This is a genomic window from Bacillota bacterium (assembly GCA_012837285.1).
In the GTDB taxonomy this organism is placed as follows: domain Bacteria; phylum Bacillota; class DTU030; order DUMP01; family DUMP01; genus DUNI01.
Window position 1 is genome coordinate 1 of sequence record DURJ01000082.1, and the last position, 19,922, is coordinate 19,922.

At 53.0% G+C, this 19,922-nt stretch carries 19 protein-coding genes and 1 other annotated feature; of the genes, 2 read left to right on the forward strand and 17 right to left on the reverse strand.

Annotated features, from left to right (window positions below; all coding sequences use genetic code 11):
• The 7 genes from tuf (GX016_04945) to rpoB form a co-directional block, all read right to left on the reverse strand.
• Window positions 1-1,115: elongation factor Tu (tuf, locus tag GX016_04945; GenBank protein HHT70910.1), on the reverse strand; the 1,115-nt coding region annotated here is incomplete at its 3' end.
• A gap of 26 nt (window positions 1,116-1,141) precedes the next feature.
• Entirely contained in the window at window positions 1,142-3,226 is a 2,085-nt protein-coding gene (gene fusA, locus GX016_04950; protein HHT70911.1) for an elongation factor G, read from the reverse strand.
• A 44-nt stretch (window positions 3,227-3,270) separates the two neighbouring features.
• The gene (gene rpsG, locus GX016_04955) at window positions 3,271-3,741 is read right to left on the reverse strand and encodes a 30S ribosomal protein S7 (GenBank protein HHT70912.1); all 471 of its coding nucleotides are present in this window, start codon (window positions 3,739-3,741) and stop codon (window positions 3,271-3,273) included.
• 22 nt (window positions 3,742-3,763) lie between these two features.
• Entirely contained in the window at window positions 3,764-4,138 is a 375-nt protein-coding gene (locus tag GX016_04960) for a 30S ribosomal protein S12 (protein HHT70913.1), read from the reverse strand.
• 20 nt (window positions 4,139-4,158) lie between these two features.
• On the reverse strand, window positions 4,159-4,407 hold the full coding sequence (locus tag GX016_04965; protein HHT70914.1) for a 50S ribosomal protein L7Ae-like protein: 249 nt from the start codon (window positions 4,405-4,407) through the stop codon (window positions 4,159-4,161).
• A gap of 194 nt (window positions 4,408-4,601) precedes the next feature.
• Window positions 4,602-8,084 carry a DNA-directed RNA polymerase subunit beta' gene (gene rpoC / locus GX016_04970; protein ID HHT70915.1) on the reverse strand — a complete coding sequence of 1,161 codons (3,483 nt, stop codon included), beginning with the start codon at window positions 8,082-8,084 and terminating at the stop codon, window positions 4,602-4,604.
• 21 nt (window positions 8,085-8,105) lie between these two features.
• Window positions 8,106-11,501, reverse strand: coding sequence for a DNA-directed RNA polymerase subunit beta (gene rpoB / locus GX016_04975; protein HHT70916.1), 3,396 nt, complete (start codon window positions 11,499-11,501; stop codon window positions 8,106-8,108).
• Window positions 11,502-11,847: 346 nt separating this feature from the next.
• Between rpoB and GX016_04980 the strand changes: the two genes are divergently transcribed.
• Window positions 11,848-13,035 (forward strand): anaerobic nitric oxide reductase flavorubredoxin, encoded by a 1,188-nt coding sequence (locus GX016_04980; protein HHT70917.1) that lies wholly within the window; start codon window positions 11,848-11,850, stop codon window positions 13,033-13,035.
• Window positions 13,036-13,044: 9 nt separating this feature from the next.
• On the forward strand, window positions 13,045-14,280 hold the full coding sequence (locus GX016_04985; protein ID HHT70918.1) for an NAD(P)/FAD-dependent oxidoreductase: 1,236 nt from the start codon (window positions 13,045-13,047) through the stop codon (window positions 14,278-14,280).
• Window positions 14,281-14,310: 30 nt separating this feature from the next.
• Here the strand turns inward: GX016_04985 and GX016_04990 are convergent, their stop codons facing one another.
• The 10 genes from GX016_04990 to tuf (GX016_05035) form a co-directional block, all read right to left on the reverse strand.
• A complete protein-coding gene (locus GX016_04990; protein HHT70919.1) occupies window positions 14,311-15,555 on the reverse strand; it encodes an HD domain-containing protein in 1,245 nt (414 codons plus the stop codon).
• Between the two features lie 100 nt (window positions 15,556-15,655).
• On the reverse strand, window positions 15,656-16,189 hold the full coding sequence (locus GX016_04995; protein ID HHT70920.1) for a rubrerythrin family protein: 534 nt from the start codon (window positions 16,187-16,189) through the stop codon (window positions 15,656-15,658).
• A gap of 159 nt (window positions 16,190-16,348) precedes the next feature.
• Window positions 16,349-16,723 carry a 50S ribosomal protein L7/L12 gene (gene rplL / locus GX016_05000; protein HHT70921.1) on the reverse strand — a complete coding sequence of 125 codons (375 nt, stop codon included), beginning with the start codon at window positions 16,721-16,723 and terminating at the stop codon, window positions 16,349-16,351.
• Window positions 16,724-16,757: 34 nt separating this feature from the next.
• Window positions 16,758-17,285: a 50S ribosomal protein L10 gene (locus GX016_05005; protein HHT70922.1), complete on the reverse strand. Its 528-nt coding sequence runs from the start codon at window positions 17,283-17,285 to the stop codon at window positions 16,758-16,760.
• A 14-nt stretch (window positions 17,286-17,299) separates the two neighbouring features.
• Window positions 17,300-17,433 (reverse strand) — a sequence feature (ribosomal protein L10 leader region).
• Between the two features lie 5 nt (window positions 17,434-17,438).
• Entirely contained in the window at window positions 17,439-18,143 is a 705-nt protein-coding gene (rplA, locus tag GX016_05010) for a 50S ribosomal protein L1 (protein HHT70923.1), read from the reverse strand.
• Between the two features lie 50 nt (window positions 18,144-18,193).
• Entirely contained in the window at window positions 18,194-18,619 is a 426-nt protein-coding gene (rplK, locus tag GX016_05015; protein ID HHT70924.1) for a 50S ribosomal protein L11, read from the reverse strand.
• Window positions 18,620-18,638: 19 nt separating this feature from the next.
• Complete coding sequence (nusG, locus tag GX016_05020; protein ID HHT70925.1) at window positions 18,639-19,175, reverse strand: transcription termination/antitermination protein NusG; 537 nt, start codon at window positions 19,173-19,175, stop codon at window positions 18,639-18,641.
• A 32-nt stretch (window positions 19,176-19,207) separates the two neighbouring features.
• Window positions 19,208-19,381, reverse strand: coding sequence for a preprotein translocase subunit SecE (gene secE, locus GX016_05025; protein ID HHT70926.1), 174 nt, complete (start codon window positions 19,379-19,381; stop codon window positions 19,208-19,210).
• Window positions 19,382-19,462: 81 nt separating this feature from the next.
• Window positions 19,463-19,612, reverse strand: coding sequence for a 50S ribosomal protein L33 (rpmG, locus tag GX016_05030; protein HHT70927.1), 150 nt, complete (start codon window positions 19,610-19,612; stop codon window positions 19,463-19,465).
• A gap of 95 nt (window positions 19,613-19,707) precedes the next feature.
• A partial coding sequence (tuf, locus tag GX016_05035) for an elongation factor Tu (protein ID HHT70928.1) occupies window positions 19,708-19,922 on the reverse strand: 215 nt, incomplete at its 5' end.

A 19,922-nucleotide genomic window follows, 5' to 3' on the forward strand; every position in this document is an offset into this window, starting at 1 on the left:
GGAGTAATGAGCTCCACGTCCATCACCACGTTGTCGCCGGGCATCACCATCTCCACGCCCTCCGGCAGATTAATGGTACCGGTAACGTCGGTGGTCCTAAAGTATAGCTGCGGCCGATAGCCGTTAAAGAACGGAGTGTGGCGTCCGCCTTCTTCCTTGGTTAACACATAAACCTGACCCTTGAACTTGGTGAGCGGACGGATGCTGCCCGGTTTGGCCAATACCTGACCGCGCTCCACATCCTCGCGGTCGATCCCGCGCAGGAGCACCCCGATGTTATCGCCGGCTACACCTTCGTCCAACGTCTTTCTGAACATCTCTACTCCGGTGACTACGGTCTTGCGGCTTTCTTCTGCTAACCCGACAATCTGGATCTCGTCACCCAGTTTTACTTTACCCCGCTCCACCCGGCCGGTAACCACGGTTCCCCGTCCGGTAATAGTGAACACGTCTTCAATGGGCATCAGGAACGGTTTGTCGGTATCGCGCTCCGGAGTGGGAATATAGCGGTCCACCTCTTCCATCAGTTTCCAGATGGGGCCGCACCACTCGCACTCTTTTCCGCCGCAGCCGCACTCAAGCGCCTTCAAGGCCGAGCCGGCCACTACCGGAATATCGTCGCCGGGGAACTCGTACTCGGAGAGCAGATCCCGCACTTCCATTTCCACCAGCTCCATGAGCTCGGGATCGTCTACCTGGTCGGATTTGTTTAGGAAGACCACAATATAAGGTACACCCACCTGCCGGGCCAACAGAATATGCTCTCTGGTCTGGGGCATAGGGCCGTCGGCAGCGGAGACCACCAAGATAGCACCGTCCATTTGGGCGGCACCGGTAATCATGTTCTTCACATAGTCGGCGTGACCGGGGCAGTCCACATGGGCGTAGTGCCGATTTTCAGTCTCGTACTCCACGTGCGAAGTAGCAATAGTGATTCCGCGGGCCCGCTCTTCGGGTGCTTTGTCGATCTGATCGTAAGGAATGAAGCTCGACAGCCCGGCATCAGACAATAACTTGGTAATTGCAGCAGTAAGAGTGGTCTTGCCGTGATCCACGTGACCGATAGTACCGATGTTCACGTGGGGCTTAGTCCGTTCAAACTTTTTCTTCGCCATGTTTTTTCCTCCTCACTTAACTTAGCCTACCCAGTCAGTCCCTGGGTGCGAGTAATAATTTTTTCGGCCAGATTCTTGGGAACCTGGTCATAGTGGGAAAACTGCATTGAGTAGTTGCCGCGTCCCTGGGTGCGCGACCGCAGGTCGGTGGCATAGCCGAACATTTCGGCCAGCGGTACCAGTGCATCGATTACCTGCACTCCGCTTCTTTGATCCATGCCCTCGATGTTGCCGCGACGGCTGTTTAGATCACCCATCACGTCGCCCATGTACTCTTCTGGTACTAATACTTCCACTTTCATGATCGGCTCGAGTAACACCGGTTCAGCCTGTGAAACTGCATTCTTAAAACCGATGGACCCAGCGATCTTGAAGGCCATTTCCGAAGAGTCCACTTCGTGGTAGGAGCCGTCATACAGTGTAACCCCCACGTCAACCAGCGGATAGCCGGCTAAGATACCGTTTTCGGCTGCCTCGCGCACACCGCCTTCCACTGCGGGGATATAATCCTTAGGCACTACTCCGCCAACGATTTTGCTCTCAAACAAGAACCCTAGCCCCCGCTCCAGCGGTCTTACCTCTAGCTTCACATCGCCGTATTGACCGCGCCCGCCGGTTTGACGGATAAACCGTCCCTCGGCCCGGGCCAGCTTACTGATGGTTTCTTTGTAAGCCACTTCCGGCGTACCAACATTGGCCCCGACCTTAAATTCGCGCAGCAGGCGATCCACAATAATCTCCAGGTGCAGCTCGCCCATACCGGCGATCAAGGTTTGACCCGTCTCCGGTTCGGTATGAATACGGAACGTGGGGTCTTCTTCTTCCAGCTTCCCCAGGGCTTCGCCCAGCTTATCCTGATCGACTTTGGTTTTAGGTTCAATGGCTACATAAATAACCGGTTCCGGAAACTGGATAGATTCCAGCATAATCGGTGCCGTCTCGTCACAGAGTGTATCACCGGTGCCAGTATTGCGCAGACCCACCACGGCCACGATATCACCCGTAAAAGCTTTGTCCACCTCGGAGCGGTGATTGGCATGCATTCTAATAATACGACCGACCCGCTCTTTTCGGCCTCGGTTAGTATTGTAGACATAAGACCCAGCCTTCAGCTCACCGGAATAGACGCGGACAAAAACCAGTTTACCAACAAAAGGATCCGTCATCACCTTAAAAGCCAGGGCGCTAAAAGGCGCATCATCGCTGGTGGATCGTTCTTCCTCTTCCTCCGTTTGGGGATTGAGGCCGCGAATATCGGGAATATCGGTCGGCGCCGGTAGATAATCTACAATGGCGTCCAGTATAGGCTGTACGCCTTTGTTTCGATAAGACGAGCCGCAGAGCACCGGAACAATCTTTCCCTTGAGGGTTCCTTTACGCAAGGCCGCTTTAGCCTCTCCGGGCGTAATCTCCTCACCCTCCAAATACTTTTCCATCACAGCGTCGTCCACTTCGGCCAACGCCTCCAGCATCTTGTCACGCCACTGCTGTGCTTCTTCCCTCAGCTCCGACGGAATTTCCCTCTCCTCGCTCACAGCCCCCACATCGTCAAGGTAGATAAGGCCCCGCATAGAGATAAGATCCACGGTACCGAGAAAATCACTCTCTTTCCCGATTGGAATCTCGATCGGAACCGGATTGGCACCCAGCCGGGTACGAATCATGTTGACGGTGCGGAAAAAGTCAGCCCCGACGATGTCCATCTTATTGACATAGGCAATGCGCGGCACTTTGTACCGATCGGCTTGATGCCATACAGTCTCGGACTGGGGTTCTACACCACCCTTGGCACAAAACACGGCAACTGCTCCGTCCAGTACGCGTAGCGAGCGTTCCACCTCCATGGTGAAATCAACGTGGCCGGGCGTGTCAATAATGTTAATACAATGGTCCCGCCAAACGCAAGTAGTGGCAGCCGACGTAATCGTAATGCCCCGCTCCTGCTCTTGGACCATCCAGTCCATGGTGGCGGCCCCGTCATGTACTTCGCCCATTTTATGAACCTTGCCCGTGTAAAAAAGAATTCGCTCGGTGGTAGTAGTCTTGCCGGCATCGATGTGGGCCATGATGCCGATGTTACGCGTCTTTTGTAGTTCGTATTGCCTTGGCATAGATTTCACCCCTTCCGTAAGGAAAATCATAAAAACTTCTTTTTCTACCAGCGGTAGTGGGCAAAAGCCTTATTGGCTTCGGCCATTCTATGGGTATCCTCGCGCTTCTTGACTGCTCCTCCGGTGCCATTGGCTGCATCCATAATCTCTGCCGCCAGCCGCTCTGACATGGTGCGCTCGCCCCGAGCACGGGAATACTGAACCAGCCACCTAATAGCCAACGATGAACGTCGTTCAGGACGCACTTCTATCGGTACCTGGTAGTTGGCGCCGCCCACCCGGCGAGCCCGCACTTCTACCAAAGGTGTGATATTCTTGACAGCTTGATCAAAAATCTCCAGCGGATTTCGCTTTGTCTTTTGGTGTACGCGCTCCAAAGCGTCGTAACATATGCGCTCGGCAACACTGCGCTGCCCGCTGGTTAAGACCTTGTTTATTAAGCGGGTTACCATATCGCTCCCGTAAACAGGATCCGGGGCGATTTCCTGCCGCGGAATATGGCCTCGTCTTGGCATCCCCTTCCCTCCTTAAATGTTCTTATTGCTTGGGCCGCTTCGCGCCGTATTTCGACCGACTCTGCCGTCGATCCTGAACACCGGCGGAATCTAGTGTTCCCCGAACAATGTGGTATCTTACCCCAGGTATATCCTTAACACGGCCACCGCGCACCAAAACCACGGCGTGCTCCTGAAGATTGTGGCCAATACCAGGGATATAGGAAGTAACTTCAAGTCCGTTAGTTAAGCGCACCCGCGCTACTTTTCTAAGGGCAGAGTTGGGCTTCTTGGGAGTTGTGGTGTACACGCGAGTGCATACTCCACGCCTTTGCGGCGACCCTTGCAATGCGGGTGCGGAGGACTTTCCCTTCATCTTCTCTCGTCCTTGCCGGATCAGCTGATTAATTGTCGGCATCTTCCCACCTCCTTCCCCTGCTAATCAATTATGGCCGCGGCCGCGGCCCCAACTTGGATACCGCAAGCTCTACCTAAAACCTTCATATTGTCAGCATACGTATACGGAGTATCGTTTTCCTGGCATAGTGTAAGTAATGGGCTCACCACATGGGGTTCAGCATCTTTGGCCACAAAAACCTGGCGGGCAATGCCTTTTTGCACCGCTTTCAGCGTCTGCTTCGTACCGACCGACTTTCTTCTGGCCGTCCGGAGTTGATCCAGCATCATTCGCAGCCCCCAGTCTCGTTGGTGTTTCTTTTTAGCGAACTGGAGCCAGGTCCAGCGCCTAACATGCTCACTTGGTCGGACCTGGCCCCAAACCATCGTACTATTCATTGCTCGGCCGCCTAATCTCCAGCGAAGACGGCCTTAGACCGCACTCGGATATTTTACCACTGCCACAAGTAGCTGTCAAGGAAGAGTTACTGGCTGGCCTGGGACGTTGTCGTTGTAGTTTCGGCCGGCTCTACCGACTGGGTTTCTATTTTTACCCGGCCATAGCGAGACATGCCGGTACCGGCCGGAATGAGTTTACCGATAATCACATTTTCCTTCAGACCTAACAATTGATCAGTCTTGCCCTTGATAGCCGCATCGGTAAGCACCCGGGTAGTTTCCTGGAAAGAAGCTGCCGACAAGAATGACTCCGTCGCCAGGGAAGCCTTGGTAATGCCGAGAAGGGTGGGGCGAGCCGTAGCCGGTTCTCCGTTACCTTCCAGGGCTTTCACGTTTTCTTCTTCGAACTCACTCACGTCCACTAAGGAGCCCAGTAATAGCTCTGTGTCCCCAGGATCTTCCACTTTTACCTTCTTTAGCATCTGGCGAACAATGATCTCAATATGCTTGTCGTTAATCTCTACTCCTTGGAACCGATACACCCGTTGGACTTCATGCAGCAAATAAGCTTGCACGGCACCCATGCCTTTGATCCGAAGAAGCTCGTGGGGATTAATGGATCCTTCGGTAAGCTGATCCCCAGCCAACACGGATTGACCTTCTTTCACATGCATTCTGGCCCCGTGGGGCACAGGGAAGGAATGGGCTTCGCCTGTTTCCTTATCTACCACTTGGATTTCGGTCCGGCCACGGTTTTCAGTAATATGAACCACGCCGTCCATATCGGTAATCACAGCCGCACCCTTAGGTTTGCGTGCTTCAAACAACTCTTCCACCCGGGGTAAACCCTGGGTAATATCATCCCCGGCCACACCGCCGGTGTGGAACGTGCGCATGGTAAGCTGGGTACCGGGCTCGCCAATGGACTGAGCCGCTACAATACCCACTGCTTCACCCACATCCACCAGGCGACCCGTGGCTAAGCTACGGCCGTAGCACTTGGCACAGACTCCATTCTTGGACTGACATTGCAGGACGGTACGCACCTTAATTCCTTCGAGCCCGGCGGCAGTGATAGCAGCGGCCGCATCGGCACTGATCTCTTCGCCCCCACCAACCAGAATCTCCCCTGTCTCCGGGTGTACAACATCCTCGGCGGCTACGCGCCCGATAATGCGTTCGGACAGTGACTGCAGCTCTTCGTTACCGTCGCGCATAGCGGTGATATAAAAGCCCTCCGGGGTGCCGCAATCTTCTTCGCGCACAATCACGTCCTGAGCCACGTCCACCAGCCGTCTGGTCAAGTAACCGGAGTCGGCGGTCCGGAGTGCGGTATCGGCCAAACCCTTTCTGGCCCCGTGGGTGGAAATAAAGTATTCCAATACCGTTAGACCCTCATGGAAATTAGAACGAATAGGCAGGTCAATGATCCGTCCGGAAGGATCGGCCATCAGGCCCCGCATCCCGGCCAGCTGCCTTAGCTGCTGAATGTTACCCCGGGCACCGGAGGTGGCCATCATAAATACCGGATTAAACTTATCCAAGTTCTCCACCAAAGAATCCGTAACTGTCTCGGTGGCTTCATTCCAAATCTTGATCACCTGCTGATAACGCTCGTCTTGAGTTACCAGTCCGTTGTGGTACTGCTCCTCAATTTCTTCCACCCTGCGGTCGGCTTCGGCTAGAATATCTGTCTTGGTCGTGGGCACTATGGTGTCGTCAACAGAAATGGTAATTCCGGCTATAGTAGCATAGTGAAATCCCAACGACTTAATTCGGTCCAGCATCTCCACTGTTGTTTCAATCCCATGTCGGCGGTAGCAGTCGCTTACTATCTTGCCCAACATCTTCTTATCCACCACATCATTGAAGTGGTATTCCGGGTCCAGGGGCAAGGCCTGGTTGAAAATAAGCCGACCTAATGTGGTCTCCTCCAATTTCCCTTTCAGCCGCACCTTGATCGGAGCCTGAAGCGATAGCTCTCTGGCATCGTAAGCCATCTGCGCTTCCTCAGCAGAACTAAAGTAGCGCCCGGCCCCGGTAGCATCTTCCTTGACACTGGTCAAATAGTAAGCACCGAGCACCATATCCTGGGTGGGCACAGCCAAAGGCCTGCCGTTGGCCGGTGAAAGAATATTGTAGGCCGACAGCATCAGCACCCGAGCCTCGGCTTGGGCTTCAGCCGACAGGGGAACGTGGACTGCCATCTGGTCACCGTCGAAGTCAGCATTGTAGGCTGAACAAACCAAGGGATGGATCTGAATCGCCCGTCCCTCCACCAACACCGGCTCAAAGGCTTGAATCCCCAACCGGTGCAGCGTCGGCGCACGATTTAGCATTACCGGGTGCTCCTCGATAACATCTTCCAGCACATCCCAGACTTCTTCCCGAACCCTCTCCACCATGCGCTTAGCGCTCTTGATGTTGTTGGCATGGCCTCGTTCTACTAGCTCTTTCATAACAAAGGGCTTGAATAGCTCCAGAGCCATTTCTTTTGGCAAGCCGCATTGGTGCATATCCAGATTCGGTCCCACCACGATCACCGACCGGCCGGAATAGTCCACCCGCTTACCCAGCAGATTCTGACGGAATCGTCCTTGTTTGCCCTTGAGTAAATCACTCAAGGATTTAAGGGCTCGGTTTCCGGGTCCAGTCACCGGCCGGCCGCGCCGGCCGTTATCGATCAGAGCATCCACTGCCTCTTGTAGCATGCGTTTTTCGTTACGGACAATGATATCAGGGGCCTGCAGCTCCAAGAGGCGCTTCAGCCGATTATTGCGGTTGATTACCCGCCGGTAAAGATCATTTAGATCCGAAGTGGCAAAGCGCCCACCGTCGAGCTGCACCATGGGGCGCAGCTCCGGGGGAATCACCGGAATAACATCCAGAATCATCCACTCTGGCCGGTTACCGCTTTTGCGGAATGCTTCCACCACTTCCAGTCGGCGAATGGCGCGGATTTTTCTCTGGCCGCGAACATCTTTAAGCTCCTGCCTCAGCTCGGCCGCCATCTGGTCTAGGTCTATTGCTTCCAGCAATTGTCTGATGGCTTCGGCTCCCATACCGGCTTGAAAACCGGCACCATACTGATCACGATGTTCCCGGTATTCCGCCTCGCTCAATATTTGCTTCTGCACCAACGGCGTCTCACCGGGATCCGTCACCACGTAGGCGGCAAAATAAAGTACCTTCTCCAGTGACCGCGGCGACATGTCTAATATGAGACCCATCCGGCTGGGAATACCCTTGAAGTACCAAATGTGGGAAGCCGGGGCTGCCAGCTCAATATGACCCATCCGCTCCCGACGCACCTTAGCCCGAGTTACCTCCACCCCACAGCGGTCACAGACGATGCCCTTATACCTAATCCGCTTGTACTTACCACAGTGGCATTCCCAATCTTTGGTGGGGCCAAAAATGCGCTCGCAAAACAGGCCCTCGCGCTCTGGCTTTAGGGTTCGGTAATTGATCGTCTCCGGCTTTTTTACCTCACCGCTGGACCAAGCGCGTATCTGATCTGGAGAGGCCAAAGCGATCCGAATGCGGTCGAATCTATTTGCATCTAGCAAAGGGCCTCGCTCCCTTCTCCCTTAGTCATCCTCATCATCAGCCGCCAGACTGACTCTCACCAGTTCTTCTTCATCTAAATTGGGATCTACCGTGTTTTCTTGTACGTGGGCTTCATCGGCTTCGTCGCCTTCTTCCCCATCATCTTCTAGTGCCTTGCTTTTTCGACCACGCGGACTTTCGGCCTTGCCGTCAATATCCAGCTCCAATTCCTTGGCCGTAGCGGCCACGTCATCCTCTTCATCACGGATATCTATTTCTTCCTCAGCTTCGTTTAGCACCTTAACATCCAGGCACAGACTCTGCAACTCTTTGATGAGTACCTTAAATGATTCCGGTACGCCCGGTTCCGGTACGTTTTCACCTTTGACAATGGCCTCGTAGGTTTTTACCCGGCCCACCACATCGTCCGACTTTACGGTAAGAAGCTCTTGCAGAGTGTAGGCCGAGCCATAGGCTTCCAAGGCCCAGACCTCCATCTCACCAAACCGCTGGCCACCGAATTGAGCCTTGCCCCCTAAGGGCTGCTGGGTAACCAACGAGTACGGACCGGTGGAACGGGCGTGGATCTTATCATCGACTAAATGGGCCAGCTTGAGCATATAAATGTAGCCCACCGTGATCAGGTTGTCAAAAGCCAGACCGGTCCGCCCATCGCGTAGCTGGATTTTGCCATCGGCAGGCAGCTTAGCTCGGACCAGCATGTCTCTGATTTCCTCTTCGCTGGCCCCATCGAACACCGGAGTGGCGATCTTAAGCCCTAGGATCTTGGCCGCCCAACCCAGGTGAGTCTCCAACACCTGCCCAATATTGAGCCGCGACGGTACACCCAGCGGGTTGAGTACAATATCTACCGGTTCGCCATCAGGCAAGAAAGGCATATCTTCCTCCGGCAAAATCTGAGCAATAACACCTTTATTACCATGCCTTCCGGCCATTTTATCTCCTTCGGAAATCTTCCGCTTTTGGGCCACATACACGCGTACCAACTGGTTTATCCCCGGGGCAATTTCATCGCCGCTGTCACGGGAAAAAACCTTTACATCCACCACAATGCCAGCTTCACCGTGCGGTACCCGCAAAGACGTGTCCCGAACCTCACGCGCCTTCTCCCCGAAGATGGCCCTAAGCAGCCGCTCTTCGGCCGTGAGTTCGGTCTCGCCCTTGGGAGTGACCTTCCCCACCAGAATATCACCGGAGCGGACTTCTGCCCCGATACGGATAATACCGCGGTCATCCAGGTCTTTTAAGGCCTCCTCGCCCACATTAGGTATGTCCCGGGTAATTTCCTCCGGCCCCAGCTTCGTATCACGGGCATCACATTCGTACTCTTCAATATGAATAGACGTAAACACGTCTTCCTTCACTAACCGTTTTGAGATCAAAATAGCGTCTTCATAGTTATAGCCTTCCCAAGGCATAAAAGCTACCAATACGTTTCGACCCAGGGCCATTTCTCCGTGTTCGGTGGAAGGACCGTCGGCTAAGATGGTACCCGCTTCCACCCGTTCGCCCTTGGTTACAATGGGACGCTGGTTAATACATGTGCCTTGGTTGGAACGTACAAACTTATCCAAATGATACCTGTCTAAAGTACCATCGTCGGCACGCACAATAACAGCGTCGGCTGTTGTGTGCACTACCACGCCGGGACGGTTTGCCATCACCAGCACCCCGGAATCGTAAGCGGCCTTATTTTCGATGCCGGTACCAACTAGCGGCGCTTCCGGTACCAAAAGCGGTACTGCCTGACGCTGCATGTTAGAACCCATGAGGGCTCGGTTGGCATCGTCGTGTTCCAAGAAAGGAATGAGGGCCGTGGCTACCGAAACCAACTGCTTCGGTGACACGTCCATAAAGTCTACCTGTTCATTGGCCACCTCCACAATCCGATCGCCAAACCGCACTCTAACCTTGCTGTTTACGAACCGCCCATCTTCAGTCAGCGGCTCATTAGCCTGGGCAATGACATACTCGTCCTCTTCATCGGCAGTCATATAGACAATTTCCTTGGTCACCACACCGCGCTCTTTATCAACCTGCCGATACGGGGTTTCAATAAAACCGTACTCGTTTACCCGCGCATAGGTAGAGAGAGAACTGATCAGGCCAATGTTGGGCCCTTCCGGCGTCTCAATAGGGCAGATGCGCCCGTAGTGGGAGTAATGCACATCGCGCACTTCGAAACCGGCCCGCTCCCGAGACAGACCGCCGGGACCCAAAGCCGACAAGCGTCTTTTGTGGGTTAGCTCAGCTAGGGGATTGGTTTGATCCATGAACTGTGATAACTGGGAACTGCCGAAGAATTCCTTGATCGCTGCCACTACAGGGCGGATATTAATGAGTGCCTGGGGCGTAATAATATCCACATCCTGAATAGTCATTCGCTCCCGTACCACCCGTTCCATCCGGGATAGCCCGATCCTAAATTGGTTCTGAAGCAGTTCCCCGACCGAACGCAGCCTCCTATTGCCCAAATGGTCGATATCGTCAACGCGGCCTTTTTCGTCCTTAAGGCCGATTAGATACCTGATGGTGGCGATGATATCTTCCTTGGTTAGCACCTGCTTGTCTGGCGCTATAGCAAGTTTTAGCTTCTTGTTGAGCTTATATCGGCCCACCGAGGCCAAATCGTAGCGCTTAGGTTCAAAAAACAGGTTTTCCAGTAAATTACGGGCACTGTCCACCGTAGGCGGTTCGCCTGGCCGGAGGCGCTTATATACTTCGACCAACCCTTCTTCTTCATTTTTGGTGCTGTCACGCTCTAAGGTAGCGCGAATACGGCTGTCGTCCCGGAACAACTCCAGTATACGGCCGTCGGAACCATAACCTAAAGCCCGGACCAGAGCAGTCACCGGAATCTTGCGCGTGCGGTCCACCCGCACTGTGACAACGTCGGTGGCATCCAGTTCGAACTCCAGCCACGCGCCCCGATTAGGCATAATGGTAGCGCCATAAAGTTCCTTGCCTTGTTCTTCACTCTTGGAAAAGTATACTCCGGGCGAGCGTACCAACTGGCTTACTACCACCCGCTCGGCGCCGTTGATAATAAAAGTACCTTTATCGGTCATCAGGGGAAAATCCCCCATGAAAACCTCCTGCTCCTTTACCTCGCCGGTTTCCTTGTTGTGTAACCGGACTTTTGCTTTTAAAGGAGCAGCATAAGTAACATCACGCTCTTTACACTCTTCCACCGAATACTTAGGTTCACCCAGACTATAAGTGACAAACTCCAAAATAAGATTGCCGGTAAAATCCAGAATCGGTGAAATTTCATCAAACGTCTCTTTTAGTCCCCGCTCCAAAAACCACTGATACGAACTACGCTGGATTTCAATCAGATTAGGGAGGTCAAGCACATCAACCAACTTGGCGAAACTGTACCGCTCTTTGGCACGACCCCGACTAGGATGCAGCAAGTTGACTTCACCCCTCGGCTTGCTAATTAGCGATCTATATGAAACACCTACACCCTTACCAAAAACACTGAAAAGCAAGGCGGCTAATTAGGCAGACCTCGCCTCGCTTAAAGACAAAAAGAGCCACTTCGTATTATTCCCGTTTTTCCCAAAGATTATCCCCTCACCTATCGCTGCCCAAAAAAGGCAAGAAGTTCCCCTGGTCGCATTTAGTTATGTTATCATAAACGTCGGCTGCCGTCAATAGGTGGAAAGATAACCTATAAGTTGTAATCTCCCCGCCATGTGGTATACTAATCATACATTCCCTAAACAGTAATGGTTTCAGTTAGAAAGGAGGATTCTAATGAGTTTTAACATCAACCAGCGTGTAACCTGGGTCGGCAAAATCGATTGGGAGCTTCGATGGTTTCATGGCCATGAGTATTCTGTTCACAAGGGTTCGTCTTATAACGCCTATTTGATCAGAGACAAGAAAACGGTCCTAATCGATACTGTCTGGCAACCTTACGCCCGGGAATTCGTGGCCAATTTGAAGAAAATAATCGACCTCAAAGATATCGACTACATTGTCGCTAATCACGCCGAGATGGATCATAGCGGTGCTCTACCGGAGCTGATGCAGGAAATCCCGGACACCCCCATCTATTGCAGCGCCAACGGTGTTAAGTCACTCAAAGGGCATTATCATCAGGACTGGAACTTCGTACCAGTTAAGACCGGTGATCGCTTGGATATCGGTGACAACAAGTTAGTCTTTGTCGAAGCGCCGCTGCTGCACTGGCCGGACAGTATGTTCACCTATCTGGCCGGGGATAACATTCTGTTTAGTAACGATGCCTTTGGTCAGCACTACGCATCTGAGTACATGTACAATGACTTGGTTGATCAGAGTGAACTGTTCCAGGAAGCCCTGAAATACTACGCCAATATCTTGAACCCGTTCAGTGTGCTGGTAAAAAGAAAGATCGATGAAGTGCTGGCCATGGACGTCCCCGTAAATATGATTTGCCCCAGCCACGGTATCATTTGGCGCCAAGATCCGCTGCAGATTGTCAACAAATACCTACAATGGTCCCAGGCCTATCAAGAGGACCAGATAACCATTGTCTATGATACCATGTGGAACGGAACTCGACGCATGGCCGAAGCCATTGCCGCCGGTGTCAGACAAGCGGACGGCAACATTAATGTTAAACTATACAATGCTGCCAAGACGGACAAAAACGACGTCCTGAGTCAGATATTCAAGTCTAAAGCCATTGTGGTGGGCTCGCCCACTGTGAACCGTAGCATCTTAGCGTCCATGGTTGCCCTGATGGATATGGCCAAAGGTCTGGCCTTTAAGAACAAGAAGGCAGCGGCGTTCGGAACCTACGGCTGGAGCGGCGAATCGGTGCAGCTATTGACCGCCCGGCTAAAAGACGCCGGTTTTCAAGTGGTCAATGACGGCATCAGAGAAGCCTGGAATCCAGACAGCGACGGCCTGGCCCGCTGCCAACAATTCGGGCAGCAGTTTGTCGGCCAATTATAGGACAATACCATGCGGCAAAAACGCCTACTTGTCATCGGCGGCGGGGCCGCCGGCCTGATGGCTGCACTGGCGGCCTGTCGGCGCGGTGCCCAAGTAACCTTGTTGGAAAAGAATCCGCGGGTGGGGAAGAAGCTGCTGGCCACCGGTAACGGCCGCTGCAATTTTACCAATATGGATTTGGATCCGGGCCATTTTCACGGCTCTGAGCCTCGTTTTGCCGGCACAGTCCTGAACCGGTTTACCGGAGCGCAAACCCTGGAGTTTTTTCGAGAGCTCGGGGTGGAGCCTCGCCAGGAAGAAGCCGGAAAAGTATTCCCGGCTTCCGGACAAGCCTCCAGTGTTCTTGATGTGCTTCGTTATCAGGCCGAATATGAAGGCGTAGCCATGGTTTGTGACACAGCCGTCAAGTCAGTGGCCAAAAGTGGGACGCTGTTTACAGTATATACCACCGTGGGTTCCTTTGAAACCGATGCGGTAATAATTGCCACCGGCGGCAAGGCCGGGCCTCAATTTGGCTGTACCGGCGATGGTTATGCTGTGGCCGCTTCCTTTGGCCACCGGTTAGTGGAACCGTTTCCTGCCTTGGTACAACTTAGGCTTAAGGCACCGTTTTTGAAAGCGCTAGCCGGGGTTAAATTCCACGGTCAAGCCACAATTTACCGGGAGGAAACAATGGTAAGCACCGCTGCTGGTGAAATCCTGTTCGCCAATTACGGGATCTCGGGCCCACCGATCTTAGCTCTCAGTCGTTCCGCCGGGGAAATTCGAAGCCAAGGCAAAGAGCCAGTACTTAAAGTAAGTCTGTGGCCGGAACAAAAAACACAGCAAGTAGCCAACTATCTTAAGTGCCGGTTTAAGGAGCAGGGGCACAAGACAGCGGAACTTAGCCTGGTGGGTTTTCTTAACAAACGATTAATACCGGTACTGTTGAAAGAAGCCGGAATCGACCTTAGAATGAGAGCAGCCCAGATTAGTTCCGCTCAAGTAGCCGCCCTGGCAGCTCTACTCACCGGCTGGACGTTCACCATCACCGGTACCAACGGTTGGACTGCGGCCCAGGTCACCGCCGGTGGACTTGACGGACGCGATATCTGTCCCCAAACTCTAAGTTCTAACTTGGTGCCCGAGCTCTACTTTGCTGGAGAAGTTATGGACGTGGATGGGGACTGCGGCGGGTACAATCTTCAGTGGGCCTGGTCTTCCGGCTTTGTAGCCGGAACCTCTGCCGCCGAAAATAACAGCTAGAGACGGGTCCGAAATAATAGGCCCTGGAATTCAGGTAGGCCCTGGAACGCAGGGCCTATTGTTTTTTAGTTGCTCCCACTTGGCATCCAGTCGACTACGGCTGGACAACAGAGTCTCTACTACTCTTGCATCCAGTGCTTTGGCCTGCGCTTGTTCGGTTAGGATTCTTTGTATCTCAGGCCAGGCTAAACCTGAACGGTATGGGCGCTCCTCCCTGAGAGCGGTAAAAACATCCGCCACAGCCACAATGCGCGCTCCCAGTGCCAACTCGGCAGCAGTCTTTTGAAACGGGTAACCGCTGCCATCCAACCGTTCGTGATGAAAAGCCGCCCATTCAGCCAGGGACAGCTCCCTGGTAACTGATTTTAACAGCCAGTATGTATAGTAAGGATGCTGCTTAACAAGATTGAACTCGGCTCCGGTCAAGCTGCTGTTTTTCTCCAAAATGTCTTCCGGGACAGTGACTTTGCCCAGGTCATGAAGTAAGCCGGCCGCCTCCAGTAAGTCACACTCGCTGGAACTAAAGCCGAGCTCATCCCCTAAAATACGGGCACAGGCAGCTACACCGCGGGAATGACAATAAGTAAAACGGCTCTTGGCATCGACTACGCGGGCAAACAGCTGGCCCAAATCCATCAGATCCACCCTACCGGGTAGGGTGATCGCCATTAGGCAAGCTAATAACCTCTCTTCCAGCCAGGGTGCTGTTAGATCCAGCCAGAGGCTTTCGCGTTCCAGTAAGCCCAGGAGAAGGTGCACCAGTTCCGGATCGAACTCCTGCCCGGCTTTACTCTGTATGCGCCGCTTAATCAGGCTCGCTTGCTGTAAAATAGGAATTTCATCTTGGATCAGAACATCTACCCTATCCGCTAAGTGAATAATACGACCGATTAGAGGTATCCCGCTCTGTTCGAAACCAGACGGATTGCCCCCGGCCCAGCGGTCATGATGCACTAACAGGTTGTGGGCACAGCTATCTAAAGCTCGGACCTCTGCTGCAAATTCAAAACCCTTCCGGCAATGCTCCCAGCGAGCCTCAGGTTCCACCTCAAACTCCAGTAACCTTTCTTTTTCCTTAAAGGTGGCAACGCCGGCATCGTGAATAATTGCCGTCTTAAACAGACGATACAGTTCTTCTCGGTGGATCCCAGCTGCCTGGCCCAGAACCAAGGACAAATACGCCACTCGCTGGTGATGATCCAATAAGCCGGCATAAGTAAAATCCAGGCTACGAGAGGCACTGAGCAAGAATCTCACCGCTTCAACTGTAATCATGGTACCGACTCCTCAGGATGAATTTTAAAACAAGGTGCTGCCTGGGTTGCCCCAGGCAGCACCTTGTTGGCCAACCGGTTTAGACCGCGGCTGATACTACCTAATAATTCTCTGCCGCCGGTTCATAAAAAGCCTGTGGGTGAGCACACGCCGGGCACACCTCTGGTGCCTCGGTACCCTCATGGACATAGCCGCAGTTGCGGCAACGCCATCTGATCGGGCTGCTACGCTTGAACACAGTATCCGTCTGCAATCGCTCTAACAGTTGACGATACCTTTTTTCGTGCTCTTCCTCCACCTCAGCTACTTCTTCCATAAAGGTAGCAATTTCGTCCAAGCCTTCTTCGCGGGCAGTCTGGGCAAACTCTCTATACATCTCAGTCCACTCATAGTTTTCCCCGTCTATAGCTGCTTGCAGATTCTGGGCCGTATCACCAATAAGCCCTAAATACTTGGCCCACAGCTTGGCATGTTCTTTCTCGTTGTCTGCCGTCTCCAGGAATACAGCGGCGATTTGCTCTAATCCGGCTTTCTTCGCCACCGAGGCAAAATAGGTATACTTATTCCGGGCCTCCGATTCGCCGGCAAAAGCGGCGAGCAAGTTCTTCTCTGTTTTGGTTCCTTTTAAGTTCATCTTCAAGCCTCCTTCTGGTTCCTATATTTTCCGTAGCCTTGGTCATCTATTCGCCATATATAACAGTAATTCCTCCTAAGAGTACCTAATTATTTTTGTCTGGTTAAAATTACCCAGAAGAAAAGCCCGGTGATCCCGGGCTTTCCTGCTGTTTTTTTGCTACTTGATTTCCACTTCGGCACCGGCCTCAACCAGTTTCGCTTTCACAGCCTCGGCTTCTTCTTTCGACACCTTCTCTTTGATAGCACGAGGAGCACTGTCTACCAAGTCCTTGGCGTCCTTGAGGCCAACACCGGTAATCTCGCGGACCACTTTTATCACTTGGATCTTTTTCTGCCCAGCAGCTGTAAGGACAACGTCAAATTCTGTCTGCTCCTCTTCCTCCGGCGCGGCAGCAACACCGGCAGCCGGGGCGGCCACAGCCATGGGAGCAGAAGCTGAGACACCAAACTCCTCTTCCAAGGCCTTAACCAGTTCCGACAGTTCCAATACACTCATGCCTTTAATGACTTCAATGATTTCTTCCTTTGTCATTTTGTTCCCTCCTTAAATCTTGAGCCCTAGGCCCCTAGCCGGCCATTTGTTCTTTTTCCTTCCGGATAGCGTCCAGCGCATAAACCAACTTCCTTTGCGGACCGCCCAAAACAGTGACCAGTCCACGCACCGGACCCTGCAATACTCCCAGCAACTGAGCTACCAATACCTCGTAGGATGGCAGTTCAGCCAACTCCTGCACGGCGGCGGCATCAATGACCTCATCTTCTAGAATCGCACCTTTGATTTCGAGAGCTCGATAGCTCCGAGCAAACTCGGTTAAGATCTTAGCCGGAACCACCGGGTCTTCATAAGAGAAGGCTAAAGCGGTGGGACCGATTAAGTATGGATCCAACGCTGCACCCACCTTTTCCTGGGCGGCCAGGCGCGTAAGGGTGTTTTTCGCTACTCGGTATTCAAGCCCTGCTTCTCGCAGCCTCTTCCTAAGCTCTGTAATCTCTGCCACCGTTAGACCACGATAATCCGTTAGAACGACCGAACGGGCCCGGCTGAGTTTTTCCTTTAGCTCGGCCACGGCTGCTTCTTTTTCGGGTCGTGCCACATCCTCACCTCCCTCCGGCAAACTAAAAGGAGCCGTCAAGCCATAGACAGACGACCCCCAGATAATGCCTCAAGGGCTTCCAACCTCGGCAGGCGGCACCGCCTTTAAGCAAAGCACCTGCTGTCTACGGCTAATTCTTACTATTTGATTAGGTTAGTCGGCCATTTCTGCCAGCGGCCGCAGCGGATTAATCTTGACTCCCGGACTCATAGTGGACGAAACGGCTATGCTCCTAATGTACTGGCCCTTAACAACTGCCGGCTTAGCGCGGATGATGGCATCCATGAGGGCATTGTAATTCTCGGCCAGTTTTTCGGTCGAAAAAGACAACCGTCCAATAGGTACGTGGATAATGCTGGTTTTGTCAACCCGGTACTCCACCTTACCTCGTTGAATATCTGCTACCGCTTGACCCACATCCATGGTAACAGTGCCGGCCTTGGGATTTGGCATGAGACCTTTCGGACCCAGGATCCGGCCCAACCGACCAACCACACTCATCAGGTCCGGTGTAGCCACGGCCACATCGAAATCGGTCCAGCCGCCTTGGATCTTCTCCGCTATCTCCTCAGCCCCTACCATGTAGGCGCCGGCCTCTTCCGCCTCTTTAGCCTTCTCGCCTTTGGCAAAAACCAAAACGCGAACGGTCTTGCCGGTTCCATTAGGCAACACCACCGCCCCTCGGACCTGTTGATCGGCCCGCCGGGGATCAATGTTCAGACGAACAGAGACTTCAATTGTTTCGTCAAATTTTGCCGGTGGCAGCTCCTTGAGCAGTACCAGAGCATCGGTAGCTTCATATAGTCGCTCGCGCTCTATTTTGGTTGCTGCTTCGCGATAACGTTTACCATGTGCCACTTGTCATTCCTCCTTGTGGTAATAACGGATTTCTCCTCCCACCTGATAGCTTACTTCACCACTTCAATACCCATGCTGCGCGCAGTGCCGCTGACCATTCTCATGGCCGCTTCCACGCTGGCGGCGTTAAGGTCTTGCATCTTTAGCTCAGCAATTTCACGCACCTTAGCCTCGCTGATACGACCTACTTTCCGCCTGTTGGGTTCACCTGAAGCCGTTTCCACCCCAGCAGCCTTTTTGATTAACACTGCCGCCGGGGGAGTCTTGCAAACGAAAGTAAAAGAACGGTCCTCGAAAATGGTAATCTCAGCCGGAATAATCATGCCTGCCTGGTCGGCAGTGCGAGCATTGAATTCTTTTACAAAGGCCATAATATTCACGGCGTGTTGGCCAAGCGCCGGACCAACCGGGGGCGCGGGCGTGGCCTTGCCGGCGGGAATTTGCAGTTTGACAATAGCTGCAACTTTTTTCGCCACCTAGCTACACCTCCTTGCACTACATCTTCTCGATCTGCATAAAATCTACTTCTAAGGGAGTATCTCGGCCAAACAACGAAATATGCACCCTTACTTTGCCTCTGTCCGCAAGGACTTCATCTACAGTACCCATGAAGCCCTCGAAGGGCCCATCTACCAGGCGCACATTCTGGCCGCGCTCCAGTTTCAAGCGGGGTTTAGCCTCTTCAATACCCATTTGTCGTAAGATTGCCTGGGCTTCATGCTCTCGAAGCGGAATCGGTTTGGATCCCGGTCCGACAAAACCAGTAACTCCCGGTGTATTGCGAACCACATACCAGGAATCATCACTCATAAACATTTCCACCAGGACATAGCCCGGGAAAACCTTTTTCCTGGTGATTTTCTTCTTGCCGTCTTTAATTTCCAGTTGATCTTCCATCGGCACCAATACCCGAAAAATCTTATCCTGCATGCCCATGGAATCAACTCTTTTTTCAAGGTTAGTTTTAACCTTGTTTTCGTAACCGGAGTACGTGTGGACCACGTACCATTGTTTTTCCTCACCACGGGAAATCGTCACCAAGAAACCCCACCCTCCGGAGCTAGCTACTTAATCAGCAGTATCAGCAGCCGGGCAACAGCAGAGTCCACCACCCAGATCAAACCAGCCACAATAACCACCGATACGATAACAACAGCAGTGTAAGTGGTTACCTCTGCCCGGCTGGGCCAAATGACCTTCTTGAGCTCGGCACGCACTTCACGAAAGAAACGGGCCATGCGCTGGCCCCAAGCAGCAACTTTTCCTTTGGCAGCTTCTGCCATTCCCTCACATCCTCCAAGACCACCTCTGTGGTCTGCTTACTTCGTTTCCCTGTGCACAGTGTGGTTCTTGCAAAAGGGACAATACTTCTTAAGCTCTAGTCGGTTAGTCGTTTTCTTCTTATTTTTTGTCGTAGTATAGTTACGCCGCTTGCAATCAGAGCAAGCCAGTGTCACTCTCACGCGCACCTGTCGCACCTCCCAGGACTGCTTACGCTCACCCACCTACTGTATCACAGGGGAATTAATCTTGTCAATGTCTTCAGTTGGAAAGCTGCCCTTGTCTATTCAAACACCTCAGCCACAACACCGGCTCCTACGGTACGGCCACCTTCGCGAATAGCAAAGCGCAGTCCCTGCTCAATGGCAATGGGAGTAATGAGCTCCACGTCCATCACCACGTTGTCGCCGGGCATCACCATCTCCACGCCCTCCGGCAGATTAATGGTACCGGTAACGTCGGTGGTCCTAAAGTATAGCTGCGGCCGATAGCCGTTAA

Excerpts from the sequence above, each read along its gene's own strand:
- fusA (HHT70911.1), bottom strand. The coding sequence starts at position 3,226 with ATGCCAAGGCAATACGAACTACAAAAGACGCGTAACATCGGCATCATG.
- rpsG (HHT70912.1), bottom strand. The coding sequence starts at position 3,741 with ATGCCAAGACGAGGCCATATTCCGCGGCAGGAAATCGCCCCGGATCCT.
- GX016_04960 (HHT70913.1), bottom strand. The coding sequence starts at position 4,138 with ATGCCGACAATTAATCAGCTGATCCGGCAAGGACGAGAGAAGATGAAG.
- GX016_04965 (HHT70914.1), bottom strand. The coding sequence starts at position 4,407 with ATGATGCTGGATCAACTCCGGACGGCCAGAAGAAAGTCGGTCGGTACG.
- GX016_04980 (HHT70917.1), top strand. The coding sequence starts at position 11,848 with ATGAGTTTTAACATCAACCAGCGTGTAACCTGGGTCGGCAAAATCGAT.
- GX016_04985 (HHT70918.1), top strand. The coding sequence starts at position 13,045 with ATGCGGCAAAAACGCCTACTTGTCATCGGCGGCGGGGCCGCCGGCCTG.
- GX016_04990 (HHT70919.1), bottom strand. The coding sequence starts at position 15,555 with ATGATTACAGTTGAAGCGGTGAGATTCTTGCTCAGTGCCTCTCGTAGC.
- GX016_04995 (HHT70920.1), bottom strand. The coding sequence starts at position 16,189 with ATGAACTTAAAAGGAACCAAAACAGAGAAGAACTTGCTCGCCGCTTTT.
- rplL (HHT70921.1), bottom strand. The coding sequence starts at position 16,723 with ATGACAAAGGAAGAAATCATTGAAGTCATTAAAGGCATGAGTGTATTG.
- secE (HHT70926.1), bottom strand. The coding sequence starts at position 19,381 with ATGGCCCGTTTCTTTCGTGAAGTGCGTGCCGAGCTCAAGAAGGTCATT.